The sequence below is a fragment of the Mucilaginibacter sp. HD30 genome, from assembly GCF_054061755.1.
Genome location: NZ_JBSSEO010000001.1, coordinates 2,789,431 through 2,815,719 on the forward strand (window position 1 = coordinate 2,789,431; position 26,289 = coordinate 2,815,719).

At 42.4% G+C, this 26,289-nt stretch carries 29 protein-coding genes; 21 read left to right on the forward strand and 8 right to left on the reverse strand.

Annotated features, from left to right (window positions below; genetic code table 11):
- Positions 1-62: 62 nt before the first annotated feature.
- Positions 63-1,037, forward strand: a complete 975-nt coding sequence (locus tag ACVW2L_RS13350; RefSeq protein ID WP_457128466.1) for a PAS domain-containing protein — start codon at positions 63-65, stop codon at positions 1,035-1,037.
- Here the strand turns inward: ACVW2L_RS13350 and ACVW2L_RS13355 are convergent.
- On the reverse strand, positions 1,003-1,305 hold the full coding sequence (locus ACVW2L_RS13355) for a hypothetical protein (protein WP_457128467.1): 303 nt from the start codon (positions 1,303-1,305) through the stop codon (positions 1,003-1,005). The genes ACVW2L_RS13350 and ACVW2L_RS13355 overlap by 35 nt on opposite strands.
- A 64-nt stretch (positions 1,306-1,369) precedes the next feature.
- Between ACVW2L_RS13355 and ACVW2L_RS13360 the strand changes: the two genes are divergently transcribed.
- Entirely contained in the window at positions 1,370-1,735 is a 366-nt protein-coding gene (locus ACVW2L_RS13360) for a hypothetical protein (RefSeq protein ID WP_457128468.1), read from the forward strand.
- On the forward strand, positions 1,735-2,517 hold the full coding sequence (locus ACVW2L_RS13365) for an IS3 family transposase (RefSeq protein ID WP_457128469.1): 783 nt from the start codon (positions 1,735-1,737) through the stop codon (positions 2,515-2,517). Before ACVW2L_RS13360 ends, ACVW2L_RS13365 begins: the two co-directional genes overlap by 1 nt.
- Positions 2,518-2,805: 288 nt before the next feature.
- Here the strand turns inward: ACVW2L_RS13365 and ACVW2L_RS13370 are convergent, their stop codons facing one another.
- Together ACVW2L_RS13370 and ACVW2L_RS13375 are read right to left on the reverse strand one after the other, a co-directional pair.
- On the reverse strand, positions 2,806-3,840 hold the full coding sequence (locus ACVW2L_RS13370; RefSeq protein WP_457128470.1) for a Kelch repeat-containing protein: 1,035 nt from the start codon (positions 3,838-3,840) through the stop codon (positions 2,806-2,808).
- A gap of 100 nt (positions 3,841-3,940) precedes the next feature.
- Entirely contained in the window at positions 3,941-4,546 is a 606-nt protein-coding gene (locus tag ACVW2L_RS13375) for a hypothetical protein (RefSeq protein WP_457128471.1), read from the reverse strand.
- A 135-nt stretch (positions 4,547-4,681) separates the two neighbouring features.
- On the opposite strand from ACVW2L_RS13375, the gene ACVW2L_RS13380 reads away from it, so the two are divergent.
- A complete protein-coding gene (locus tag ACVW2L_RS13380; RefSeq protein WP_457128472.1) occupies positions 4,682-5,914 on the forward strand; it encodes a cystathionine gamma-synthase family protein in 1,233 nt (410 codons plus the stop codon).
- A 209-nt stretch (positions 5,915-6,123) separates the two neighbouring features.
- Complete coding sequence (locus ACVW2L_RS13385; protein ID WP_457128473.1) at positions 6,124-7,578, forward strand: phytoene desaturase family protein; 1,455 nt, start codon at positions 6,124-6,126, stop codon at positions 7,576-7,578.
- Positions 7,579-7,580: 2 nt separating this feature from the next.
- Here ACVW2L_RS13385 and ACVW2L_RS13390 read toward each other — a convergent pair whose 3' ends face one another.
- Positions 7,581-8,447, reverse strand: a complete 867-nt coding sequence (locus ACVW2L_RS13390; protein ID WP_457128474.1) for a carboxypeptidase-like regulatory domain-containing protein — start codon at positions 8,445-8,447, stop codon at positions 7,581-7,583.
- Between the two features lie 107 nt (positions 8,448-8,554).
- Between ACVW2L_RS13390 and ACVW2L_RS13395 the strand changes: the two genes are divergently transcribed.
- A complete protein-coding gene (locus tag ACVW2L_RS13395) occupies positions 8,555-9,010 on the forward strand; it encodes a DUF1569 domain-containing protein (RefSeq protein WP_457128475.1) in 456 nt (151 codons plus the stop codon).
- A gap of 106 nt (positions 9,011-9,116) precedes the next feature.
- Here ACVW2L_RS13395 and ACVW2L_RS13400 read toward each other — a convergent pair whose 3' ends face one another.
- Complete coding sequence (locus ACVW2L_RS13400; RefSeq protein WP_457128476.1) at positions 9,117-9,866, reverse strand: segregation and condensation protein A; 750 nt, start codon at positions 9,864-9,866, stop codon at positions 9,117-9,119.
- Between the two features lie 244 nt (positions 9,867-10,110).
- Here ACVW2L_RS13400 and dxs point away from each other — a divergent pair, with 244 nt between their 5' ends.
- Entirely contained in the window at positions 10,111-12,039 is a 1,929-nt protein-coding gene (gene dxs, locus ACVW2L_RS13405; protein WP_457128477.1) for a 1-deoxy-D-xylulose-5-phosphate synthase, read from the forward strand.
- A gap of 33 nt (positions 12,040-12,072) precedes the next feature.
- On the opposite strand, the gene tnpA is transcribed toward dxs, so the two are convergent.
- Entirely contained in the window at positions 12,073-12,495 is a 423-nt protein-coding gene (gene tnpA, locus ACVW2L_RS13410) for an IS200/IS605 family transposase (RefSeq protein ID WP_457128478.1), read from the reverse strand.
- 108 nt (positions 12,496-12,603) lie between these two features.
- Between tnpA and miaE the strand changes: the two genes are divergently transcribed.
- The 5 genes from miaE (at position 12,604) to ACVW2L_RS13435 (ending at position 16,952) form a co-directional block, all read left to right on the forward strand.
- Positions 12,604-13,203, forward strand: a complete 600-nt coding sequence (gene miaE, locus ACVW2L_RS13415) for a tRNA isopentenyl-2-thiomethyl-A-37 hydroxylase MiaE (protein WP_457128479.1) — start codon at positions 12,604-12,606, stop codon at positions 13,201-13,203.
- Positions 13,175-13,894, forward strand: a complete 720-nt coding sequence (locus ACVW2L_RS13420; RefSeq protein WP_457128480.1) for a YjjG family noncanonical pyrimidine nucleotidase — start codon at positions 13,175-13,177, stop codon at positions 13,892-13,894. The genes miaE and ACVW2L_RS13420 overlap by 29 nt, the downstream gene beginning before the upstream one ends.
- A 406-nt stretch (positions 13,895-14,300) precedes the next feature.
- Positions 14,301-15,152 carry a UDP-2,3-diacylglucosamine diphosphatase gene (locus ACVW2L_RS13425; protein WP_457128481.1) on the forward strand — a complete coding sequence of 284 codons (852 nt, stop codon included), beginning with the start codon at positions 14,301-14,303 and terminating at the stop codon, positions 15,150-15,152.
- A gap of 120 nt (positions 15,153-15,272) precedes the next feature.
- A complete protein-coding gene (locus ACVW2L_RS13430) occupies positions 15,273-15,902 on the forward strand; it encodes a porin family protein (RefSeq protein WP_457128482.1) in 630 nt (209 codons plus the stop codon).
- Positions 15,903-15,962: 60 nt separating this feature from the next.
- Entirely contained in the window at positions 15,963-16,952 is a 990-nt protein-coding gene (locus ACVW2L_RS13435; RefSeq protein WP_457128483.1) for a glycosyltransferase family protein, read from the forward strand.
- 27 nt (positions 16,953-16,979) lie between these two features.
- Here ACVW2L_RS13435 and ACVW2L_RS13440 read toward each other — a convergent pair whose 3' ends face one another.
- Entirely contained in the window at positions 16,980-17,354 is a 375-nt protein-coding gene (locus ACVW2L_RS13440; RefSeq protein WP_457128484.1) for a type II toxin-antitoxin system VapC family toxin, read from the reverse strand.
- Positions 17,348-17,563: a hypothetical protein gene (locus ACVW2L_RS13445; protein ID WP_457128485.1), complete on the reverse strand. Its 216-nt coding sequence runs from the start codon at positions 17,561-17,563 to the stop codon at positions 17,348-17,350. Before ACVW2L_RS13445 ends, ACVW2L_RS13440 begins: the two co-directional genes overlap by 7 nt.
- Positions 17,564-17,644: 81 nt before the next feature.
- Between ACVW2L_RS13445 and ACVW2L_RS13450 the strand changes: the two genes are divergently transcribed.
- The 9 genes from ACVW2L_RS13450 to ACVW2L_RS13490 all read left to right on the forward strand — a co-directional run bounded on the left by ACVW2L_RS13450 (position 17,645) and on the right by ACVW2L_RS13490 (position 26,281).
- The gene (locus ACVW2L_RS13450) at positions 17,645-18,631 is read left to right on the forward strand and encodes a DUF6427 family protein (protein WP_457128486.1); all 987 of its coding nucleotides are present in this window, start codon (positions 17,645-17,647) and stop codon (positions 18,629-18,631) included.
- 45 nt (positions 18,632-18,676) lie between these two features.
- Positions 18,677-19,369, forward strand: a complete 693-nt coding sequence (gene purQ / locus ACVW2L_RS13455) for a phosphoribosylformylglycinamidine synthase subunit PurQ (RefSeq protein ID WP_457128487.1) — start codon at positions 18,677-18,679, stop codon at positions 19,367-19,369.
- The gene (locus ACVW2L_RS13460) at positions 19,369-20,109 is read left to right on the forward strand and encodes a type III pantothenate kinase (protein WP_457128488.1); all 741 of its coding nucleotides are present in this window, start codon (positions 19,369-19,371) and stop codon (positions 20,107-20,109) included. Before purQ ends, ACVW2L_RS13460 begins: the two co-directional genes overlap by 1 nt.
- Complete coding sequence (locus ACVW2L_RS13465) at positions 20,102-21,445, forward strand: hypothetical protein (RefSeq protein ID WP_457128489.1); 1,344 nt, start codon at positions 20,102-20,104, stop codon at positions 21,443-21,445. The genes ACVW2L_RS13460 and ACVW2L_RS13465 overlap by 8 nt, the downstream gene beginning before the upstream one ends.
- A gap of 2 nt (positions 21,446-21,447) precedes the next feature.
- Positions 21,448-22,029, forward strand: coding sequence for an LPS export ABC transporter periplasmic protein LptC (gene lptC, locus ACVW2L_RS13470; RefSeq protein WP_457128490.1), 582 nt, complete (start codon positions 21,448-21,450; stop codon positions 22,027-22,029).
- 102 nt (positions 22,030-22,131) lie between these two features.
- Positions 22,132-24,225: a peptidylprolyl isomerase gene (locus ACVW2L_RS13475; protein ID WP_457128491.1), complete on the forward strand. Its 2,094-nt coding sequence runs from the start codon at positions 22,132-22,134 to the stop codon at positions 24,223-24,225.
- Positions 24,226-24,295: 70 nt separating this feature from the next.
- Positions 24,296-24,811 (forward strand): DUF2480 family protein, encoded by a 516-nt coding sequence (locus ACVW2L_RS13480; protein WP_457128492.1) that lies wholly within the window; start codon positions 24,296-24,298, stop codon positions 24,809-24,811.
- A gap of 103 nt (positions 24,812-24,914) precedes the next feature.
- Positions 24,915-25,694 carry a DUF3108 domain-containing protein gene (locus ACVW2L_RS13485; protein ID WP_457128493.1) on the forward strand — a complete coding sequence of 260 codons (780 nt, stop codon included), beginning with the start codon at positions 24,915-24,917 and terminating at the stop codon, positions 25,692-25,694.
- An 8-nt stretch (positions 25,695-25,702) separates the two neighbouring features.
- Positions 25,703-26,281 carry a DUF3109 family protein gene (locus ACVW2L_RS13490; protein WP_457128494.1) on the forward strand — a complete coding sequence of 193 codons (579 nt, stop codon included), beginning with the start codon at positions 25,703-25,705 and terminating at the stop codon, positions 26,279-26,281.
- Positions 26,282-26,289 lie beyond the last annotated feature (8 nt).

Consider the following 26,289-nt stretch of genomic DNA (forward strand, 5'->3'; position numbering starts at 1 on the left):
TAAAAAATTTTATCGGTTAATAACGTATTCCTATAATAAGCGATATTAATTAGCAAACAATAATGTTAACCGACCAGGATTTACTGCATGTGCTGTCCCTGTCTAAAGATGCTACAGCTGTATACTGCAGCGCTGATCTGCATATAGGGTTTGTTAACAACGCTATGCTTAAAATATGGGGCAAAGACAAAAGCGTTTTAGGCAGAACCTTTGAAGAGGCTATTCCGGAAATTAAAGGTCAGCCCTTTACAGGGATGCTTAGAAAAGTTTGGAACAGCGGCGAAACAATTACCGCGACCGCTACGCCGGCTACCCTGATAATTGATGGAGAAGCTAAAACATCGTATTTTGATTTTGAATACCGGGCTTTGCTTAATAACGCGGGCAAAACTTATGCTATTTTACATACAGCTACAGATGTTACCGGCAGGGTGCAGGCCCTTGATCAAATAACAGAAAAACAGCAGCGCGAAGAACAACTGATAGCGGAACTTTCCAACAGCGGCTATAAAATGAGCGCCGTTAATAAGGAACTGTTAGCTGCCAACACCGAACTGCAAACCTCTAATCAAAATATAAGCCGACTTAACACAAGGCTGCAAGAATCAGAAACAGATTTTAAGCGCCTTGTTGAACGGGCCCCGGTTGCTATTTTAGTATTTCGCGGGCAGGATATGGTTATTGACCAGGTTAACCAGGCTATGCTGGCAATATTGAACAAAGACAGCAGCATTATTGGAAAGCCACTACTAAAGGGTTTACCGGAGATACAGGACGCGCCGGCTGTAGATATGTTATTTGAGGTTTACAATACAGGTAAAGCGCTTGATGGCAACGAAGCTCCGGTACCTATGATGCGCAACGGGAAACTGGAAACGCGTTACTTTAACTTCAGCTATCGCCCGCTTTTAGATAACGATGTTATAATTGGCGTTATGGATATTGCGGTTGAAGTGACAGAACAAGTGCTGGCACGTAAGCCGCGCGCGTGTAACTGTATGCTTACTCCGACTGCCTGGTGCCAGACTTTTTTCTGATGTTGGTGCCCAGCTCCTTATCTGCTATATCAATGATGTTGTTAAGCAATTCGTTCTTTAAACGCTCCCTGCGTAACATAGCTTTCAGCGCTGCGACATCATCTGGCAGTTCTTCCTGGACAGCCTTTTCCTGGTTAGTTGATTTATGACGTTTCACTATGCGGTACGCACGGGTGTAGCTAATACCGTACTGTATGGCTAAATTACGAAAACTTATTCCGTAGGTTAAGTGATCTCTAATGATCTTTTTTTCTTCTGTTTTGTTCATCGTTTACACTCGTATGGGTCTCATACGGCTATAGGTTTACACTTTTGGAATAAACTTATTCCAGATGAAAGAAAAAATGTTAGAGCGCTTCACCTTTACAGAGCAGTTTAAGGAAAAGTTGGTTTTGATGGTTATGTACCGTAGCCGGTCAGCCAAAGAAGTTGCCAAAAGCTACCGATTACCAAATGTTCAGATACTCAATAATTGGGTGAATCTTTACAAGAAGAAATTGGAAAAAGGAGCCGTAACTTTAGCTACAATGGACGCTAAAGATAAAAATGATCCGCATGCACTTAAGCAACGCATCCGGCAATTAGAGAAGTCATTAGAAAAGGCAAATGTCATGATCTATGGATTGAATGCCATGATTGACTATGCTGAGAAAGAGCTGAAGGTCCCGGTGCGAAAAAAGCGTGGCACCAAACAGTGATGCTAATCAAAGAAAAGCATATTACAAGGATGGGTGTAGGGCCACTTTGTAAACTGTTTGGTAAATCCCGACATGCATTTTATAAAAAGCAATGGCATTTAAGCGATGCTGAACAGGCAGAATTAATCGTTTTGGAGTTGGTCGCCCAAGTCAGGCGAGAACTGCCGGGTTTAGAACTTCACAAGCTTTATAAGTGCATTTATCAGCCTCTCAGAACTAACAATATTCCAATGGGGAGAGATAAGCTTAATGGTTTATTAAGAGATCATGGCTTATTGATTTCCAGGAAGCTGCGAGGGCCGCGAACAACGCAGTCTAACCACCTGTTTTGGAAATACCCGGATCTGGCAAAAGGAATAGAAATAAACCGTCCTGAACAACTCTGGGTGGCTGATATAACCTATATCTGTATAAGCTATGACTTTAATTACCTGAGTTTGATCACGGACGCCTATTCCAAAAAGATCATGGGATATTGTTTACATCCTTATCTGACCAATGACGGACCTATAAACGCGTTGAATATGGCAGTAAAAAACAGGAGCACAGAGCATCCTTTAATGCATCATTCAAACAGGGGTGTTCAGTATTGCAGCTATGATTATATCAAAATACTTAACAAGGAAAGTATGGCCATAAGCATGACACAGCACGGTGAAGCATATGAAAATCCCATAGCTGAAAGAATAAATGGTATTCTTAAGACCGAGTCTAGGTTAAGCCGTATATTCAAATCAAGGTCGGAAGCGCTATTAGCTGTCGGTGTTGCTATAGAGGCTTAAAATAATATCAGGCCTCATATGAGTTGCAGTAACTTAACGCCGGTTATCGCTCACGAAATTAACGAACCGCTGATAAAATATCGGAAGAATAGAAGAAAGAAGGCGATCATAAATACAACTTTAGAGCACTAAATATTAATCAAAACTCTTATTAACTTAGTAACAATAAATAACACTTTAACCCTCCAAAGGTGTAAACCAAAATCCGGACAAGACCGAGTGTAAACTTATTTTAGGACAAGTCAACAGCATTTTAGGTGTCGAGAAGTCGACACATCGACTCAACATTTAATATTCGTCTGGCCCTGTCCTCACATTAGATTTTTCCAGTCCAATGCCGTTATTGCCGGCTCCGCCGGCAATATAAATATCATAATTTGTGGCACCACCCTTAGCAGTTACTATAACCGCTCCGCCCGGCCCGTTGCGCGCAAAGTTGAGGTCGGACGTTTTGGTAAAAGCTTTATCGCTTCGTGGGTCAATGTAATAAACATCTTTACGCGGCGCGTTTGCCTCGGTATCGGTAGCGCGTTCGCCGCCTATATAAAATAAAAAGGGGCCACCCACCACGGCCGAGCCACCACCGGTACCCTGCGGCAGCTTAGCGGCATGGGTAGACCATTGGCCCGTTTTAAAATCGTAAACATCAACTTCTAACACTACTTTACTATAAAAAGCGCCAAACTCCGGCTCATGGATGCTGGTATTACGGCCGCCAATGGTATAAAGCTTGTCATTTAAAACAGCGGCCATACTGTGATCACGTATGTGCGGCGCGTTAGGCAGCGCGGTCCATTTATCAGTTGCCGGGTCGTACACATCAAATAGGTTGGTAGTGCCGCTGGCGTGGCCATTTTGTATACCTCCTGCCATATAAAGCTTGCCGTTGTAAACCGCAGCGCCCGCGGCGGCGCGCCGCCGCTCCACAGGCAAACCGGCCAGTTTTTGCCATTTATCCGCTTTGATATCATAACAAAACACATTAGTGGCTGTGGTTTGGCTTGGATAATTATTATCAACAAAAGCTTCCAGCACATAAATTTTATCGCCCAATGTTACGGGCTGAAAATGGTGCATAATGCTTGGCGCGGTGGCGCCTTTTGTCCAGGTTGCTGTTGCCGGGTCAAAGATCTCAACCGGCAAAGCCGAGTTGCCACCTCCGCCCATTAGGTATAATTTGCCATTTGCGGCAGCCAAACCGCATTCACTGCGAGAGTTTACGGTGTTGGTGGCTTTAACCATTTCCCCGCTCGGTATGGTTTGGGCATGGGTTATTAGACTTATTACTAATAATGCATGAAGTAAGAATATCCATTTTTTCATAGCAGTAGGGTTTAAAGCCTCGATAAATGCTGGTGGATAAATATTGGTTATATAATATTACTCATAATTAGTAAATAGCATCAATTGTAAGGTATTACCCCTACTTTCCGCTCTTCATTATTTCCAATACCTCATGAATATTAATAGCCTCTATGCTATTTCTTACCGCCCTACGCCCCCACCAATCACGTTTGGCTTCATAAATTTTTGAACCGGTAACAGTAACCGCAATTTTAGAAACCGCATCATCAATTAATAGCTTATTTTTGTCGTAAAGTGATATTGGCAAAGCGATAATAATGCCCTCTGTTACATCTTGAACGCCGGGATTATTATAAAGGTGAACAAAAATATCCGGAGGCATACCTGTTTTGCATAACGCATTCCAGTCTGGTGCCCATATTTCTGTATAATAGAACTCAGGCACTTTTCCGGGGAAGTTATTGTCTCTGTATTTCGTTGTCCATTTTCTATTATTCTCGTCACTCCATTTCATTCGCCCGAAACCCAGCCATCGGTTTTCAAACTCATAAGATTGATAAGTGCGGATAAATGCCGGCTGATCTGTCAAGGCTACCAAAGTATTTATATAGGGCAATATCTTTTCCCAGTTATCCCATAAATACAACCGACACTCAACGGTAGTATTTATTAAATACAGCTGATACCTGCGACACGGCCAGTTAAACTTGAACCACTTAAACATTAAGCAAGATAATAAGATTGTGATAATCGGAGCGTCACATACTGCTTGGATTAGCGTAATCCTCTCAAATCATTTAAAAATTAGCGCAAAAACTACTAAGTTCGCAACGTGATTTTGTGATAACCGAATAAGATAATGACAACTAAAAAAGGCTTTACTACCACCCTGCTACACTCAGACCGTTTACAAAAACCAGAGCACGGCGCTTTGCATAAACCCATACACACTTCTGTAACGTTTGGTTATGATGATGTTCAGGACCTGGTTGATGTTTTTCAGAATAAAACAAGCGGCTACGCTTACTCGCGTCAGGGCAGCCCTACTGTGAGTGCTTTAGAGCATAAGGTAACGCAAATGGAGAATGGCTTTGCGTCTGTTGGCTTTGCTACGGGCATGGCGGGCATATCATCAACCGTATTGGCTTTGATAAAACAGGGCGATCATATTGTGGCCAGCTCTTACCTGTTTGGTAATACCCGCAGCGTGTTCCAATCGTACATGGATATGGGGCTGGATATCACATTTGTTGATGCCACAGCGGTAACCAACGTTGAAAATGCCTTAAAGCCAAATACCCGCATGGTATTTGTTGAGACCATTGCTAACCCGGCTACACAAATAGCTGATCTGGAAGCTATTGGCAACCTTTGCGAGCAAAAAGGCATATTGTACATGGTGGATAATACCATGACCACGCCCTATCTGTTTAAGCCGGTAAATGTTAAAGCCGGCCTGGTAGTAAATTCCCTGACTAAAAATATTGGCGGCCACGGCAACGCATTGGGCGGCTGTGTAACAGATACAGGCCTATTCGACTGGAGCGTTTATCCCAACATTTACGATGTATACAAAAAAGGCGATGTTAAAAAATGGGGCATCACCCAGATCAGAAAAAAAGGATTGCGTGATGCCGGCGGCACTATGGCGCCGGAAGCAGCTCATTATATCTCCATAGGTGCCGAAACATTGGCCCTGCGTATGGATCGTAACACAGATAACGCGATGGCGTTGGCATCGTATTTCGAGGTGCACCCCAATATCAAAAAGGTGTTTTACCCTGGTCTGGAAAACCATCCGCAGCATCAGCTGGCAAAAAAACTATTCTCTGGCTATGGCACATTGTTGAGCATTGAGCTGGAAGAGAGCATGGATTGCTTCGCATTTTTAAACAAGTTGCAACTGGTTGTAAAATCAAGCAACCTCGGCGATACGCGTACGCTATCTATTCCTGTTGCACATACTATTTTTAATGAGTTAGGCCCCGAGAAACGCGCCGAAATGGGTATATCTGATAACATGATCCGCCTTTCAATAGGCATTGAGGATAAAGATGATCTGATAGCTGATTTTGCGGCGGCGTTAGGGTAGTCAATCATTTTTGATCCGCTAAACTCCTTCCCTTGGGAAGGGTGCGTTGGCATGCGTAGTGGCGGGAAGGGGTTTAATAGCGCGGCTGAACCCCTCCCTTCACCCTCCCAGAGGAGGGAATAGCACAACCCGCTTTTTTTCTTTCGAACATTTCCGCTTATAATTGTTTAGCATTTACTATTTATTTTTTATGCTGAGCTGAATCTGTTATGTCTGATTTTGAATCTTTACCTAAAAGAGATTACGACGCTATTGTAGTAGGCTCAGGACCAAACGGCTTAGCCGCTGCTATACTAATGCAGTTAAATGGCCTTTCAGTTTTGATCGTAGAGGGCAAGGCTAGCATAGGCGGCGGCCTCGCTACGCAGGAGCTGACACTACCCGGCTTTAAGCATGATGTTTGTTCGGCCATTCATCCACTGGCCATCAATTCGCCGTTTTTCAGGAACCTGCCATTGTCAGATCACGGACTGGAATACATACATCCAACAATTGCCTGCGCCCACCCGCTTGACGACGGCAGCGCCGGCGTGTTGCATTCGTCCATACAAACCACAGCAAAATATTTACCCGGCGATGAACAGGCTTATACGAACTTGATATCGCCCGTTGTTAAAAACTGGCCACTCATTGAAAACGATGTGTTAGGTCCACTGCATTTCCCTAAGTACCCGTTAGAGATGGCAGAATTTGGGTTGAAAGGCTTGCAAAGCGCCGAAAAAATAGCGGGCGCGTTCAAAACTGAACGCGCTAAAGCGTTATTTGCAGGCATGGCGGCGCATAGTATGCAGCCGCTTAGTAACAGATCTACAGCAGCTATTGCTTTAGCACTCATCACCGGTGCCCATTTAAAAGGCTGGCCGGTGGCTAAAGGTGGCTCCGCATCTATTGCAGCGGCATTGGGTTCGTATTTCATATCGCTTGGTGGGGTTATCGAAACCAATATGTACATCAGCTCACTGTCGCAATTGCCGTCATCGCACGCTGTACTGTTTGATGTTACGCCCAAACAACTGCTGCAAATAGCAGGACACAAGTTCTCGGCTATATACAAATGGCAGCTAAACCGTTACCGTTATGGCATGGGTGTTTATAAAATAGATTGGGCGTTGGATGGGCCGGTACCGTTTGTTAACGACTTTTGTCACGGTGCAGGCACCGTACATCTAGGCGGAACTTTCGCCGAGATAGCGGATGCCGAACTTTCTGTTAGCAAAGGCATCATTCCGAAAAAGCCCTTTGTTTTGTTTGCCCAGCAAAGCTTGTTTGACCATAGCCGTGCACCCAAAGGAACGCATACCGGTTGGGCCTATTGCCATGTGCCCAATGGATCAGTTGCTAATATGACCGCTGCTATTGAAAACCAGGTGGAGCGTTTTGCCCCCGGTTTTAAAGACATTATACTGGCCCGGCATACCATGAATACCGCCCAGATGCAGGAGCATAACCCCAACTACATCGGCGGCGACATAAATGGCGGCGTTCAGGATATTAAACAGTTGTTTACCCGCCCCGCCTTGCGCTGGTCGCCTTACCGCACATCCGCAAAGGGGCTGTATATTTGTTCATCATCCACCCCGCCTGGTGGCGGCGTGCATGGCATGTGTGGCTATCATGCGGCAAAAAAAGCGTTGAAAGATGTTTTTGGTATAAAAGCCAGATAGCTTTATTCCTTATAAACGTTGGCGGTAAAATTCATACTTAAATTACCACCCACCTTTAACCAGTTCGCCTGGCTCTTATCCCTGAATAAGATGGAATGGCCCATAGCCGGAACGGCTGCTATATTGAACGATTTTTGAGGATTATCACCCGTTTTGCTTTTTAACCACTGAATAGCTACGGCCACTTTATCATATCCCTCTAAATAGATCTGATATCTTGTAAGATCAACATTGATCCATTTTTGCCTTACATGGCCAACATCCAACAATATATTGTCCTTTATAATTAATGTATCAGGTAAGCCGTCTTTTACGCTATAAATATTTAGCCTAAACTTAACGTTATCAAAATGATTGAATATAACATGCATGTTAAACGCCGTTAGCCTGCAATTTCTATCAATACTAATTACCGTTCCTATCTCTTTGCCTAACTCGTCGCTTGTGTGGTTATGCTCAGATATCATTTTCGTGCTCATAAACGCCGAGCTGCCCGTTCTGCCAAATGTTTTCTCCTTGAACTTTGCTGGTTTTATCGTAGCCTGGTTTAAATAATTATTAGCCGGGGCCAGCGCTATTATCTGCTTAACATCCTTAATGTTCTGATAATTTATTTCGACGGATCGATACCCGATACAACTTACTATAAGGGGATTATTGGGACCGATACTATCCGGTGAAATAGATAATTGAAATCTTCCGGCCGAATCAGCTACGGTACCGATAACTCTGTTTTTTACGCCAACGGTAGCAAAGGGAATGGCTGTTTTAGAGAAAGCATTAGTTATCTGTCCTTGTATTTTAAGCTGCGCCGTTGATGATAATGAGGCAAATATTAATACCAATAAAACCAGAGGTTTAAAATGCATTTTTGTGATTGTCCTAAGTTGTAATTTATAACCATAGTTTATCAACATTATTATAAAGCACGTAAAATAAAAAGGTTAAATACTATATTTGAATAAACCCTCTCATCATGATTAAAAGCGTTTTCAATGCTGCCGACGTTGCCGAACTTAAAGCCCGCATCAATAAACTAACGCCGCAAACCGCCGCGTTGTGGGGCAAAATGAGTGTATCGCAAATGCTGGCGCATACTAATGTTAGCTATGAAATGGCTTACACCGATAAGCACCCCAAACCCAACGCTTTTATGCGATTTATTTTAAAGGCGATAGTTAAAAGTGCTGTTGTGGGGCCAAAACCATATAAACGCAATACACCCACCGCCAAAGCATTCATAATAGCCGATGAAAGGAATTTTGAGACGGAGAAAGCGCGTTTGATAGAATACCTTGATCATACCTTGCAATTAGGTAAAGATCATTTCGAGGGCCGGGAATCGCTGTCCTTTGGGCGATTGACTGCAGATGAATGGAACGTAATGTTTTACAAGCACCTGGACCACCACTTGCAGCAGTTTGGGGTGTAGAATATTAGCTCTATCAAGTCATGCCGAATTTATTTCGGCACCCCACTATTTAACAACGGACGGGCTTGTGAGCTGCTGAAACAAGTTCAGCATGACGTTTTATCTTTTAATTAACTTCCTTAGGCGATACCCAAAAGTTATTGTAACCCAAGCCTATCTGTATGTCCAGCAGTTCCTGTTGCAGCATCTCCAGCACGGCTAAAAAGTTATATACAAAATGCACTTTATTTTCTGAGTTGCCTGCTATGGTTTTAAAATCAAGCCGGGTGTTTATCCGCAGCAGATCGTCTATGGCTTTTTTTTGCGCTTCTATGGTGTAAGGGTATTGTACCACGGTATGGGTTACCTCCTGCGCACGGTTTTGGTAGTTGCGCATTAACCGCGAGTACACCATCATTAATTTATATAAGCTGATATCTGCCAGTTCTTCGCCGGGCAACTTTACTACTTCGGTTTGTTCAATATCAAACTTAATATTGCCTCGGCGCTCCTGTTTAAAGCGCTCATCTTCCATCGGCCTTATCTCTTCACATACCTCTTTAAACTTTTTATACGCTATCAGCCGGCGTATCAGTTCGTCTTTTTGGTCTATCTCACTTTCGCCATCCTCGGCGTCATATCGCGGCAGCAACATTTTAGCCTTTATGCGCATCAGCGTAGCGGCAACAAAAATAAATTCGCTGGCCAGCTCAATGTTAAGGCTGGTCATGTGGTGAATATAGTCCAGAAAATCGTTAGCTATCCGGGTGATGGAAATCTCGTGAATATCCAGCTCATCCCGCTCAATAAAGAACAGCAGCAGATCAAACGGCCCCTCAAACTGCGGCAGTTTTATTTCAAAACTTTCATCGGTCATGGCTTAACCCAAATATAGTAATTTTGACCAGATCGCCTTGCTTTTGTTCTGATACAAAGTGTTATCAAACGAGCTATTTTGCCCGGGTATTGTTTCAGTCAATTTGATAAACAAGGCTCCTACAACAAAAAAAGTATAAATTTTATCGCCTACAAATACCAATTATACCGCATCAGCGTTAAATGTAATTGTGCCGGCAACAAACTATTTTTTCTATATTTGTAGTTAATATCGGTAAAAAAAAATGCAGGTACCCGCTGGCAAATTACTGGAAGGCATTAACTCGCCTTCTGATCTGAAAAAAGTTTCTGAAGACGAATTGGAGCAGGTTTGCCAGGAGCTGCGCCAGTATATTATTGACGTTGTATCGGTAAATGGCGGGCACTTTGCCGCCAGTTTGGGCGTGGTTGAATTGACCGTTGCACTGCATTATATCCTTAATACCCCTTACGATCAGTTAGTGTTTGACGTAGGCCACCAGGCTTACGGCCACAAAATATTAACGGGCCGTCGCGACGATTTTCATACCAACCGGGTTTATGGTGGTATAAGCGGGTTCCCAAAACGTTCAGAAAGTCAATATGATACCTTTGGCGTTGGGCACTCTTCAACCTCAATTTCTGCTGCATTGGGCATGGCTGTTGCGTCAAAATACAAAGGTGAGCATGACAGGCAGCACGTTGCCGTAATAGGTGATGGCGCAATGACAGCGGGTATGGCTTTTGAAGCTTTAAATCATGCCGGTATAGCCAACTCTAACATTCTAGTCATTCTCAACGACAATAATATGTCTATTGATCCTAATGTTGGCGCCTTAAAAGAATATCTTACCAGCATAACTACCTCAAAGCCATATAACCGTTTCAGGGATGATATTGCTAACGTTTTGGCTAAGATCTCGGCCATAGGACCCGATGCTTACAACATGGCACTTAAAATTGAGAAGAGTATAAAAGGCACCTTACTTAAAAGAAGCAACTTTTTTGAGGCTCTTAAATTCAGATATTTCGGTCCGGTTGATGGGCACGATGTTAAAAATCTGGCTAAAGTATTGCGCGATCTTCGCGATATACCAGGCCCCAAACTGCTGCATTGCATAACCGTTAAGGGCAAGGGCTATGCGCTGGCCGAGAAAGACCAAACCAAGTGGCATGCCCCGGGTTTGTTTGATAAAATTACCGGCGAAATAAAGAAAACCAAAAGCGAAAAACCACAGCCGCCTAGATATCAGGATGTGTTTGGCCATAGTATAATAGAGCTGGCAGAGCAGAACCCTAAAATAATGGGGATAACCCCTGCCATGCCATCGGGTTGCTCTTTAAACCTGATGATGAAAGCCATGCCCGAGCGTGCTTTTGACGTGGGCATAGCCGAGCAGCACGCTGTTACCTTTTCGGCAGGATTGGCTACACAGGGATTAGTACCGTTTTGTAATATTTACTCAAGCTTTATGCAACGGGCGTATGATCAGGTGATCCACGATGTAGCTATTCAAAATCTTAACGTTGTTTTTTGTTTGGATAGAGCAGGCATTGCCGGCGCCGACGGGGCTACCCACCATGGTGCCTACGATCTGGCGTTTATGCGTTGCATCCCTAATATGACTATTTCTTCGCCAATGAATGAAGAAGAGCTGCGTAACCTGATGTATACTGCTCAGCAAGAAAATATGGGTGCGTTTGTTATACGCTACCCGCGTGGCAACGGCGTTATGGTTGATTGGCAACGACCGTTTAAAGTATTACCAGTTGGCAAGGGCCGCAAAATATGCGACGGGGAAGATGTGGCTATATTAACCATTGGCCACATTGGTAACGAAGCTGTAAATGCAGTTGCAGAGCTTAATCACGACGGCTACTACCCTGCCCATTACGATATGCGTTTTGTTAAACCTATTGACGAAGCATTACTGCATGAAGTGTTTAAGAAATTCGGTAAGGTTATAACCGTTGAAGATGGCTGTATTGAAGGCGGCATGGGAACAGCTGTGCTTGAATTTATGGCCGATAATAATTACCAGGCACAAGTAATTCGCTTGGGTATACCAGATCACTTTGTAGAACACGGCGAGCAGCCCGAACTATGGGCAGAATGCGGTTATGATGCCGCGAATATTGCTATTAAGGTAAAAAGCATAGCTGCACAAAGGAAGACGCATACGATAGCTTCGTAAAAAAACATATAGCGATGGGTTTGAAACCCATCGCTATATGTTTTTTGAAGCCGTTTTTATTTCTTTTACTTCATCCGTAAAAGACTTATCGCGATGGTGTTTCTCCTGATTATAAATATAATCGCGCACCCTCATTAACTCATTTGGGCTAACACTAAACACTGCGAAACCATCCTGCCATGTCACATATTTCTCCGGATCATTTTTAAAATATTCCCACGAATTACCCTTTATTGTTTTAACTATGTCGGAAACCGATTGATCGGTGCGCATTCTCACTAACAAATGCACGTGGTCTTCCACACCATTTATACAATCGATATAAATTTCATGGTCGGTTGCTATTTCGTTAATCACCCTGTAAACTTCGCTTTTTAAAGTGGGTGTAAGAATTGGCTCACGATTTTTTGTGGACCAGATAAGATGCACCCACAGTGAAGAATAACTTTGCGGCATTGGTTTAAATTTGTATCCAAAATATTAAAATTATTTCATGCTTCATAGCGATGGGTTTGAAACCCATCGCTATGAAGCATGACGCTGCTAATTTATTATCTTTGCCCCGTGAGCGAGAAAACCATTCTTAAATTGCAGTTACCTACCGATCCGGTTTGGGTGAAAAACGTGGTTGAAAGTAATATTGAAGAACTACTTACCGACCATGCTTTTTGCGAGCAAAAAGCAGCAAGCAATGCCATAACACTTATTGTACAAAACCCTAACCTGAGCGACCTGGTGCAGCAAATGGCCGACCTGGTGCGCGAGGAAATGGACCACTTTAAAAGGGTGCACCAGATAATTGTTGACCGTGGCTTTACTTTGGGAAAAGAGCGCAAAGATGATTATGTTAACGAGCTACGCAAATTCATCATCATTGGTGGCGGCAGGGAAGCCCAGTTGATAGATAGGCTATTGTTTTCGGCGATGATAGAGGCGCGCAGTTGCGAACGCTTTAAGGTGTTATCAGACAACCTTAATGATAAGGAGCTTTCAGAATTTTATCATGAGTTGATGATAAGCGAAGCCACACATTATACTATGTTTATTAACCTGGCAAAAAAATATGCGGTTAACATTGACGTTGATACCCGCTGGAAAGAATTTTTAGCTTACGAGGCTAAAGTGATACAAAACTATGGTAAGCACGAAAGCATTCACGGGTAAGCAATACAAACACATTTTTTTTGATCTTGACCATACCATTTGGGATTTTGACAAGAACGCTGAAGAAACTCTGCATGAGCTTTACCTGCTGCATAAACTGGCTGACCTTGGGCTAAACTCTGCCGATATATTTATTGAGACCTATACAGCGAACAACCACAGCCTCTGGCGCGAGTATCATCTGGGCGCCATCACCAAAGAACAGTTGCGACAGGCCCGGTTTAATAAAACATTTTTAGATCTGGGTGTTCACCCTGACGTTATACCCACCGGGTTTGAGGATGCTTATGTGCAGCTTTGCCCCACCAAAACCAACCTGTTCCCTCATGCGCACGAAACACTGAGCTATTTGCAGAGCAAGTATACTTTGCACCTCATCTCAAACGGCTTTAAAGAGTCGCAGGATGTTAAAATAGGTAATACCGGTATAGGTAAGTATTTTCAGCATGTGGTAGTGTCAGAATTAACCGGCGTAAACAAACCCGACAAAGCCATTTTTCAGCATGCGTTGGATCTGGCCGGAGCCCAAAAAAACGAAAGCATTATGATAGGCGATAGTTTAGAGGCTGATGTTTACGGCGCGCTTAACTTTGGGATAGATGCTATTTTCTTTAACCCTTTTTATGCCGAAAAGCCTAAGGATGTCCCTGCGCAGATCAATCATTTGCAGGAGTTGATGGTGATGTTGTAATATTATGTCTTAACGGCATATGAAGCAACCGCAAGGAAGGAGCCCACACGCAAAGTCCGCGATGCTTCGTACCCCGCCATGAAAAATCAAAGTACAACATCCCTTCCACTTGTTAATATGTTCATAAAAATATATTTCTCAACGTTTGAAACCTTTTACATTTAACAGAGTCTTAATGTTAAATTAAATTGATTTACAGACCTTTGTATAAAACCTCTCATCATGTTTGAATATACATCGTATATGGTTGTTATAGGGCTGCTTGTGTTAGTTGGCGTGTTCTATTTAAGTCCGTATGAGCTTAAAGTTAATGAAGACGAAGACGACGAATAAAAGTTGTTTTTCTATACTTTTCTTTTTTTGCACCGATAATATTACCGGTATTTCTCCTTATCCCCTTTAATTAATGGCAAAGCGCGAGGTTGATATTGTAATTATATCTGATGTGCATCTGGGTACCTACGGTTGCCATGCCAAAGAATTGCTTAAATATCTAAAAAGCATAAAACCCAAAATACTAATTCTCAACGGCGACGTTATCGATATCTGGCAGTTTAGCAAATCGTACTGGCCGGAAGCACATATGAAAGTGGTGCGCAGAATATTAAAGTTTGTTACTGACGGCATCCCGGTATATTACCTAACCGGTAACCACGACGAAATGCTGCGCAAGTTTGCTGACATGAACCTGGGCTCGTTCCAATTGTTAAATAAACTGGTGTTAAATATTGACGGTAAAAAAGCCTGGATATTTCACGGTGACGTGTTTGATGTAACCATGCAGCACTCTAAATGGCTGGCCAAACTGGGGGCTGTTGGTTATGATACGCTGATACTACTTAACAGCTTTACCAACTGGCTGCTTACCGCATTGGGCCGCGAGAAAATGAGCTTCTCAAAAAAAATAAAAGCCAAATTTAAAGACGCTGTAAAATTCATTAACCAATTTGAGCAAACTGCTGCCGACCTTGCCGTAAGCAAAGAGTACCAATATGTAATATGCGGTCACATCCACCATGCCGAAATGCGCGAGATCATAGCCACAGATAATCCGGGTAGGGTGCTTTATCTTAACTCCGGCGATTGGGTTGAAAACCTTACCGCGCTTGAATACAATAACGGTGCGTGGGAGATTTTTAAATACACCCCGCTTGATTTTGAAGAAGACAGCGATGCAGCAGATCTTTCAGACACCGAGGACCTGGATGCAAAAATGGACGTTCGCGGGTTGTTAGAAAGGTTTAAGCAAGAGCATTAATAACCTCTGCCAACCCTCTCATTTTCAACACAACAAGCAGTATAACAATTTTAAATTTATGGTTTTGGCATAGATATTGGCCTTGCATGTTCAATATTTTATTACACAAATCATAAAAGAATGAAAAAGCTAATCATACTATCAGCATTAGGATTAACGCTAACAGCAGGTTTAAACACTGCAACGGCACAGTCAACAACACCACGTATAGGTATTAAGGCAGGCGCAAATTACATGACCCTGGGACAACTGGAAACAGGCGGCGCTACTTATGACTACGACTACCGTTTCGGCTTTCAGGGCGGGTTAACGGCCGATCTTCCGCTGGCCAGTCAGTTATCATTCATGCCTCAGGTTTTGTATACCCAAAAAGGTGGCAATGTAAAAGGAACATTAGGCGCCACCACCGGCGAAATAAGAACGCGGCTTAATTATCTGGATGTGCCTTTGCTATTTGGCTTTAAGCCAAGCCCAGAGGTAACTTTGTTTGCCGGGCCACAAGTGGCATTTTTGCTATCGCAATCAACAGATACCTATGTTAACGGTGCGGCAACGTCAAACACAACTAATACCGATGGGTTAAGAAAAAACGCCATAGGCGGTAACGTTGGTATAGGTTACAACTTTAACAGCAATGTAAGCCTTAGCGGCAACTATGTTTTTGATTTTGATAAGGCTGCTAATGACAATTCTGCTCAAAACAAAGCTAAGAACAGTGGTTTCGCGCTATCCTTGGGCTACTCATTTTAATTTTAGCCAGAGTTTAATATAAACTGTCGCAAATAATATCTTTGTGAGGACAACAACCTAATGAAGATATTATTTGCCATACAGGGAACAGGTAACGGACACATCAGTCGCGCCCGCGAAATTGTTCCGTTGCTGCAACAATACGGCGAGCTTGATCTGCTGGTAAGCGGCACCGAGGCCGAAGTTACCCTCTCTCAACCACTCAAATATCGTTTTCATGGGTTTAGCTTTGTTTTTGGCACTAATGGCGGCGTAGATAAATGGGCCACCTTTAAAATTATGGACCTGCCCCAATTGTGGAAAGACATGCGTGGCCTGCCGCTTGATCAATATGACCTTATAGTTAATGATTTTGAACCGGTAAGCGCCTGGGCTTGCAAAATGCAGGGCGTACCGTCGGTATCATTAAGTCACCAATGCTCTTTTGTTTCGAAAAACACGCCCCGCCCGCGCAAATGGCACTATGGCGAGTGGCTGTTCAAACACTACTCTCCCACCACGCATCATATAGGCTTCCATTTTGAGCGTTATGCTGATTTTATTCATACGCCGGTTATTCGCAGCGGCATTCGCAGTATGGCAACCAGCAACCTGGGGCACTACACCGTATACCTGCCGGCTTATGACGACAAAAAACTGGCGCAGCATCTTTGCAAAATAAAAAATACGGAATGGCACATCTTCTCGAAAAGACAAAAAACGCCTTACAAATTAGATAACATTAACATATTCCCGGTAAGTAACGAAGCTTTTAACAGCAGTTTGGCAAGCTGCGAGGGCCTGCTTACCGGTGGCGGTTTTGAAGGCCCGGCCGAAGCGCTGTTCCTGCAAAAAAAGGTAATGATGATACCCATGCAGGGCCAGTACGAGCAGCAATGCAATGCCTTGGCGGCATCGCGCCTGGGTGTACCGTTTGTGCCGGCTATCGGTCATAAATTTGCCGAGCATGTGGCCAAATGGGTGCATGAAGATGAACGTGTGTTTGTTAACTTTCCGGATGAGACGGCCCAGATAATTGAGGATATGGTGAAACGCTATGCAAGGAAATAATGCAGCGACAAACAATGACTGACATCATTAACCCATGATTCTTAGTTCTGCAATGCGATCAAAGTGTTTTATATTTAGTGTTACTATAGGCAGGTCATTAACAATGCAAGTTGCGGCAATGAAAATATCCCTAAACTCTATCATCTGGTTTTTTGCTTTTAACTGCTGATATATCTTCGCAGATTTAATTGCTACGTGGTTGGTAAACGGTAAAATAGTAAAACCTTCTGTAAGCGTTTTCATGTGCTGCTCCTTATCAATTGTGGTTGCACCCATATACAATTCATATAAAGATATTGATGAAATGAATAATTCGGTACTAACTGATAATTGATACAACTTTGTGGCTGTTTTATCTTTTGCTCTAAGATAATCAATAAAAATATTGGTATCAATTACCATTGCTGGGGTTTAAGGCTTTCAAAGGCATCGTTAGCTTGCTCAAAAACTCTCAAATCATCTTCGGTCCAGGTAGGTATTTTTAGTATTTTCTCCCGATAGCTTGGAGGAATAACTTCGTTTTGCGGTTGTATGGTAACGCCAAGGCCTTTTAGTATTTGTTTTACTAAAGCACTTTTCTTGTCAGGAACACTTATCACCAACTTTTCCATATAACAAATTTAATAAAAGTTTAGCATTATTAAGAACACGTCTCAAATCAACTAATCACCAAAAAACGCTAATATTGCCTTGTGATCAATCTTTTCAAAACATACAACCCGCTTAATGCAATATGGCTGGCTGTTTTGTTGATTATACTGCGCATTGGCTACCTGTTTAACGCCCCTGCCGAAATACAATTTGTATTTGTTGAGCCCTTTGCCCGCCTGCTTGTACCTGTAAATTATGAGTTCGCGCTTTCGCCGTTCATGAACATATCTTTAGCGGGTGTTATCATATTTATGCAGGCATTATGGTTTAACCGTTTGGTTAACAGTTTTAATTTAATGGGGCGCCCCAGCTTTTTGCCCGCATTGATGTATGTAGTGTTAACAGCGCTATTTACTCCTTTTTTGATATTGAGCGCGCCTCTTATCTGCAATTTTCTAACCATAGGCATGTTGTTCAAGCTATTTAGTACTTATAAAGCACCCGATGCCAAATCTGTAGCTTATGATTTGGGAATGATAGTCGCCCTTGGCACACTTATTTACCTTCCCTTTGTATTTATGTTCCTGGTTATATGGGCAGGGTTAATAGTTTTCAGGCCCTTTAACTGGCGCGAGTGGGTGGCGGCCATTATGGGTTTTGCTACTGTATTCTTTTTTTTAGGTGTAATATATTATCTGACCGATAGGTTACCGGCTTTTGCTAAAATATGGCTTCCATTATCCGCAACCCTCCCTGCACACGTTCAGCTCAACTCATATCATTACCTGGTTTTGGTGCCTGTTGCAATAATATTGCTGCTTTGTTTTTTAAAAGTTAGCCAGATATTTTTCAGGAGTTATGTGCAAACGCGCAAGTCGTTTCAGCTTTTGTTAGTACTTACCGTTATAAGCGACTTGTCGTTTTACATAAAAAAAGAGTTCCACCTGGAGCATTTCCTGCTGTGTGCGGTGCCGCTGGCCGTCTTTTTTTCCTATTATTTTTTATATGCCAAACGCAAATGGTTTTACGAGAGCTTGTTTCTTTTGCTGGTTGCAAGTGTAATATATTTCCAGTTTAACACTTTTTAACTTTTATATGCGTTCAAATTTGAGCGGTTATATTAGTTTTGTACCATGAAGTTTGGCGTAGTTATATTCCCCGGTTCCAATTGCGATGAAGATATCATCCACGTATTAGAAAAAATAATGGGTCAGCAGGTTGTTCGCCTGTGGCACAAGGATCACGACCTGCAAGGGGCTGATTTTATAATTTTACCCGGAGGGTTCTCTTTTGGCGATTATCTGCGCTCTGGCGCTATTGCCCGTTTCTCGCCAATTATGCAGGAGGTTATACAATTTGCAGCTAAAGGCGGCAAAGTTTTGGGCATTTGCAATGGTTTTCAGATACTAACAGAGGCTGGTTTGTTGCCGGGCGCTTTACTGCATAATGAACATCGTAAGTTTATTTGCCGCAATATTTACATGAAACCGCAAACAGCCAATTCATTGGTAACTGCGCAGATTGATGAGCAAAGGGCGCTTAAAATACCCATTGCGCACGGCGAAGGCAATTACTTTGCAGATGCTGAACTGCTTAAACAATTGAATTATAACGACCAGGTATTGTTTAGATACTGTGACGAGGCCGGTAACATAACCACAGACGCTAATCCAAACGGTTCTGTTGAAAACATTGCCGGTGTTTGTAACGCCGAAAGAAATGTTTTTGGTTTTATGCCTCACCCTGAACGTGCAGCAGACAGCCTTTTAGCTAACGAAGATGGTTTGGCAATATTTGAATCTATTATATCAATAGCGCGCGCCTGATGGCCAATTTGGTTATCGATATAGGTAATACGCATACAAAATTGGCCATATTTAACCAGGATGAAATGGTTGATATGGCGCGGTACGAAGCTATTGATGAGGCCATCATCAATTCTCTCTTACAGAAACACAACATCAGTAAAGCCATAATATCATCAGTAAATAAAAACAACCAGGCGTGGCAGCCCGGTTTAAACGCTAAAACTACTTTGCTGCACTTTAATACCGGTATAGTAAAAAGTATAAATAACAAGTATAAAACACCGCAAACATTAGGTGCCGATAGGTTGGCCGGAGTAGTTGGGGCGCATAACATGTTCCCCAATAAAAATAACCTGATTATTGATGGCGGAACATGTATAACATATGATTGGGTTGATGCCGGTGGGAATTATTTTGGAGGCAGTATATCGCCGGGCTTAAATATGCGTTATAATGCGCTTAACCATTATACCGCTGCGTTGCCCTTACTAAAGGCAAATGTGGATTTTGATGAGTTTTATGGCGATGATACCGTTACCTCCATTACATCGGGCGTACAAAACGGAATAAAATATGAATTGTTGGGGTTTATTGAAAATTACACTACTAACAAGCAAGACATAAATATTATACTAACCGGGGGCGATAATGTTTTTTTTGATACGCTGCTTAAAAATAGCATCTTTGCCCCCTATATAAAAAAAGAGCCCTACCTGGTTTTGAAGGGATTAAACGCAGCCATTGAGCATAATGATTAAATATATAAAGTTTTTACTGTTATTTTTACTTGCCGGTATAGCGCTTGATGCAAGATCGCAAAACTCCGGTACCACCAGTTCTCCATATTCGCGTTATGGTATTGGCGACCTAAACCCGCAATTGCTGCCACAAAACATGGCAATGGGCGGTATAGGTACAGCTGTAGGCCTTATAAATGGTTACAGCAGTGTAAACCCAATCAATCCGGCCTCTTACTCAACCATTGGCTTAACCACTATTGATGTAGGTTTGTACGGCAGTGTTTTTACGTTGAACCAAACCGGGCAAACTTCACAACGCGATGCCAGTTTCAGACTCAGCCACATTACATTTGGTATCCCGGTAACACGCAGTTCGGCACTTGCTTTTGGTTTAATGCCTTACAGCGAAATAGGATATAATTATACACAAACGCTTGAACGCGGTTTCGGCTCATCGTCACCCGTCGATACCAATCGCACTTTAATGAGCTACAGAGGCGAAGGCGGCCTTTCTAAAGCTTTCTTAGGTTACGGCTTTTCGCTTTTCAGAACCCTAAAGTTGGGTGCTAATATGTCGTACATATTTGGTAACATGAAGCAGTTTAACTCAACTGAATTCCCTGATCTTTACGGCGTATTAAATACCCGCGACGAGAAAAGTTATGCCGTTGGAGGCCTTAGCTATGATTACGGCGCGCAATATCAGCTTGATCTTTCGTTAACCAGGCATATTATTTTTGCTTATTCGGCCTCAGCCAAATCAGCTCTCAGGTCTCAAAAAAGCCACATTGTTAGCCATTATAGAAGCGACGCATCAGGCAATGAAAGTTTACCTACAGACTCTGTGTTAAACATTCAGGACGCTAAAACCAAGTTACAGTTACCTAATGTTCATCATTTTGGTGTTTCTTACCAACGCGATCAGAAGTTTTTAGTTGGTGTTGATTATACCATGGGTAATTGGTCTGCGCTAAGTGTTGACGGGACTAACGCCGGTATGTCTAACAGCAAAACGCTTAATGTAGGTGGCCAAATTACACCTAACTTAAACTCCATAAACAGCTATTGGGCAACCGTTGACTACCGTGCTGGTTTTATTTTAGACCAAACCTACTTTAACGTTAATAATGTAACCGGTGGTGGTCAAACCAATATCAAGTCGTATGCCGCTACTTTTGGCTTTGGGTTACCATTGCGCCCTGTTAACGGAACAAGCTTTTATAAAATAAACATAGCTGCAGAGCTTGGCCGCAGAGGCACGATAGCAAACGGCCTGGTACGCGAAAACTATTTTAAAATACGCCTTGGCTTTACCCTTAACGACAGGTGGTTCCAGCGATATAAATTTGATTAAACATGTTGCCGTATAGCCAAAAACGCATACCAAGCCTGCTTTTAACTTTGCTGGCAACAAGTATGTTGTGGCTTGCCGCATGCGAGAACGATCTGGAAAATATAAAGAAGATTGCTAACATGAACTCGGGTTCAGCCATTGACACCACCCGGGGTGTTGACATTATATACAGCGATTCGGCAATAGTTAAGGGTCGAATGACGACGCCTTTGCTTATCAAATACTCCACAGAAAAGCCATACGACATAATGCCGGAAGGCGTAAAGGTGATTTCTTTTGATAAGTACGGTAAAGAAGAAGGTAATATTGTAGCCGACTCAGCAGTTCAACTGGAGAACGAAAACATTACGAAATTTTACAAAAACGTTGTCGCTACTTCCTCAGATGGCAGCACCTTCAGGTCCGAAGAAATGATATGGGATCAGCCAAAAAAAATCATATATTCTAACAAGCGGATTGAAATTACCAGACCTAATGGAGATGTGACCTACGGATTGCGTTTTACCAGCGACGATAAGTTGGAGCATCCGCAAATTATCGGAATGACGGGTGAATTTGAGGTGCCTGATAATCAAATGCAATAGGCCAATTTTGTGTTAAAAAATTGTATTATATAATTTTACCAAAAGTTGTATCTTGCGCCCTCTTTTAAAGAAAAAAGTTTCATTAAAATATTATAGATCAATATGGGTATAATGGGTTATCTGCGCGAGCGGATGGGTAAAATTGTTGCAGGTGTAATAGGCTTATCGCTTGTGGCCTTTGTTATAACTGAGGTTGTGCAATCGGGAAGTTCATTTTTTAAAGGCGACAACAGCACTATAGGAGAAATATATGGCCAAAAAATTCCGTATGCTGAATTTACAGAAACGGTTGAACAAAATGGCAACCAGTTTAAACAACAATCTGGGCAAAACAACCTTACTCCACAAATAACGGCTTACATACAAGATAACACCTGGAACCAGATGTTAAGCAAAGCTATGATAGAGCACGAATCTGAAAAAGTTGGCTTACAGGTTACAGCCGACGAGTCGCAGGCAATGATCAGCGGGAATAATCCAAGCCCCGAGATTGTGCGCGCGTTTACCAATCCGCAAACCGGTCAGTTTGACAGAAACAGCCTTAGTTCAACAATAAGTAAATTGCGTGTAACGCCGGATAGCGATCCGCAAAAACAGCAATGGAATAAGTTTGTGGCAGAATTGATCCAAAATAAGTTAGCCGAAAAATACATGACAGCCTTAAGCAACGGTCTGTATGTAAACTCGCTTGACGCAAAAGACGATTATGAGGCTAAGAACAAACTGGCCAATTTTAAATATGCCCTTTTAAACTACCAAACCATTCAGGATAGCAAGGTTACCTTAACTGATGCTGATTACAGCAGCTATTATGACGAACATAAAAACGAGTTTAAAAATCAGCAGGAAACGCGCAGTATTGAGTATGTAAGTTTTAACGGCGGACCGTCAAAAGCAGATTCTGCTGTGGTAAAAAACCAGGTTGAAAAACTAAAAGGCGAATTTGCCGCTTCAACCAACGACTCGTTGTTTGTACAAATAAATTCAGAAAACAAACAACCTATTACCTACAAACATAAAGGCGAATTGGGTAGTGGTTTAGATTCAGTAATGTTTAACGCCGTGCCCGGCTTTATATATGGCCCATACCTGCAAAACGGATATTATGCTTTGGCTAAATTGGTTGAGTCAAAGGTTGGGCCGGATTCGGTTACTGCCAAACATATTTTGTTGAGCCCTGCCGATGGTTTGAAAAAAGCAGACTCATTAAAAACGCTTATACAAGGCGGTAAATCATTTGCTGATCTGGCAAAAACTTACTCATTGGATCAGCAATCGGCCATTAAAGGTGGTGATTTAGGCACCTTTGCAAGAGGCGCTATGGTTCCTGTTTTTGATGACGCTGCATTTAACGGCAAACCCGGCGACTATAAAATAGTTACATCTCAGTTTGGTGTTCACCTTATTTACATAGTTGCCCAGAAGGGATCTTCACGTGTGGTTAAAGTGGCCATTGTTGATAAGCCTTTAAATGCCAGCAGCGAAACGCAATCTGCGGCATATACTAAAGCACAGAACTTTTTAATCTCTACGAATGATGGAGATTTTACAGCCGAAGCTAAAAAAGCCGGGCTGGAAGTAAAAACAGCTGATGATATTACAGGTGTCTCTGCATCACTACCTGGCGTTGAAACTGCACGCGAATTGGTAAGATGGGCATTTAACGCAGAGAAAGGCGATGTTTATGACCAGGTTTACACATCAGGCGATCAATATATAGTAGCTAAGTTAACTACTGTTAAGCCACAGGGGATTTTAGCGCTTGATGTGGTTAAAAAACAAATTGAGCCGATGGTAAGAAATGAAGTTAAAGCTAAAACACTTACCGATAAATTCAACTTGGCATTAAACGGCTCAACAACAATTGAGCAGGCTGCCCAAAAGGCAGGCACAACTGTTACTCCTATCCAAAACGTGGTATTTGCCAATCCGGTTGTGCCGGGCATTGGTGCAGAATATAAATTAATAGGTTCTATATTTGGTTCTCAAATAAACAAATTGTCAAAACCGGTTACCGGCCAGCAGGGCGTTTATGTTTATGTAGTTAATAGCTTTATAAATCCGGCTGCTTTGGCTAATACTGTTACGCAGAAACAACAATTAGGTCAGGCATTGGCACAACGGTCGCAAGGACAGGCACTTGAGGCCTTGAAAAATAAGGGCAATGTAAAAGATTACAGGGCTAGGCTGTTATAGTTATAAATTAAAGTAATTTTGCATCCGGGATCTCGATAACATCGTGTTCCCGGATTTTTTATTTAACGACATGGAGATACAGGAAAACATAGTGAATAAGGTAGCGCAAAGCGGACTGGTTACATTGGATCCTGCCGAGTTTTATACCCCCGGCGAGCGCGTGGTATATGACATTAAGGATAATCTGTTTCAGGGGCTTATTTTACGCGAAAAAGATCTGAGAGAATTTGTTAAGGAGCACGATTGGACGCAATATCAGGGCAAAAATGTGGCAGTAACCTGTACGGCGGATGCTATAGTGCCGGCCTGGGCGTATTTGTTGTTGGCTAACCGCATGGCACCTTATGCTAACGAAGTTGTTTTTGGAGATGCTGAAGTTTTGGAAACCGTTTTATTTGTTAAGGCAATAGCTACACTTGACCCTGAGCAATATCGTGATCAGCGCCTGGTAATAAAAGGCTGTGGTGATATTGATATACCCGTTGCTGCTTATGTTGAACTTGGCAAAAAACTTACACCCGTTGTTAAGAGCCTTATGTTTGGCGAGCCATGCTCTACTGTACCCATTTACAAGCGAAAAGATTAATTAGCCGTTGTAATATGCCGTTAGGTATGTTAAACTTTTATAAGTATTTATGGTCTTAATAATATACCAAAATTAATTGGTTTTGCTTTTTAATAAGCTGATAATGAAGAAATATATTATTACCATTATACTTTTTGCAAGTTATGTTCTGCACGCAAATGCACAGGAACTTAAAGCTACAGGCGAGGCAGTTTTTAAACCCGGGGAAGAGCTTAGCTACAAATTAAAATACGGTTTTTTTACCGGCGCCGAAGCAACTTTGAAGGTTGAAGACGGGGGACAGAAAATAAATGGACATCCCAGCTATCATATATCAGCCACCGGAAAAACGGCAGGCACTTTTGATGTTTTTTATAAGGTGCGCAACCAATACGATACTTATATAGATAAAAACACATTGCTGCCGTACTATTATACCGAAAACCGGCGCGAAGGCGGCTACAGGCATACCGACAATGTAACGTTTAATCATCAGGAGGGAAAAGTAACTGCTGATAAGGGCACGTTTCCGTTTAAAGGAAAGATATTTGATTTTGTATCGGCCTATTATTTTGCCCGCAATTTGGATATCTCACAACTTAAACCTGGCGACAAATTGGATATGCCTTATTTTTTGGAAGATGGTATACAAACATTAAGCATTACCTATATTGGCAAAGAGCAGGTAACATGTTCAATGGGTACTTTTAACTGCCTTAAGTTTAACCCTACCATTATACCAGGGCGTATCTTTAAAAAAGACAGCAAGTTATATTTGTGGATAACGGATGATGGTAACCGCATACCGGTAAAGGCGCATGTTGGCTTAATAGTGGGTAGCGTAACAATGGATCTTACTGGTGCCAGCGGGCTTAAACACCCGTTAAATCCAATTAAAAAGTAAAGCAATAAATGATTGAAGTAGGCAGTGTGCTGGTGCACGAAGATGTAATAAAAAACAATTTTGTTTGCAATTTAAACAAGTGCAAAGGTGCCTGCTGCCTTGAAGGCGACTCGGGCGCGCCCCTTGATGCCGCCGAACTGGATATCCTAAAAGAAATATATCCAAAGGTAAAACCTTACATGACCACCAAGGGCATAGCCACTATTGAACGTGAAGGAACTCATGTTACAGACTTTGACGGCGAGTATACCACCCCATGTGTTGACACCAATAAAGAATGTGCTTACGTTACCTGGGAAGGTGGCATAACAAAATGTGCCATTGAAAAGGCTTATGAAGAAGGTGTTATTAACTGGAAAAAACCCATCTCTTGCCATTTATATCCTATCCGGATAACCAAATACCCTGAGTTTGATGTATTAAATTATGACCGCTGGAGCATTTGCAGCCCTGCCTGTAGTTTTGGCGACCAGCTTAAAGTTAGCGTGCATCAGTTTTTAAAAGGCCCGCTTACCAGAAAGTACGGCGCGGAGTGGTATGCTGAACTGGAAGAAGCGGTAGAATACATTAAAGCATCGGAACTTTAGCTGGCAGC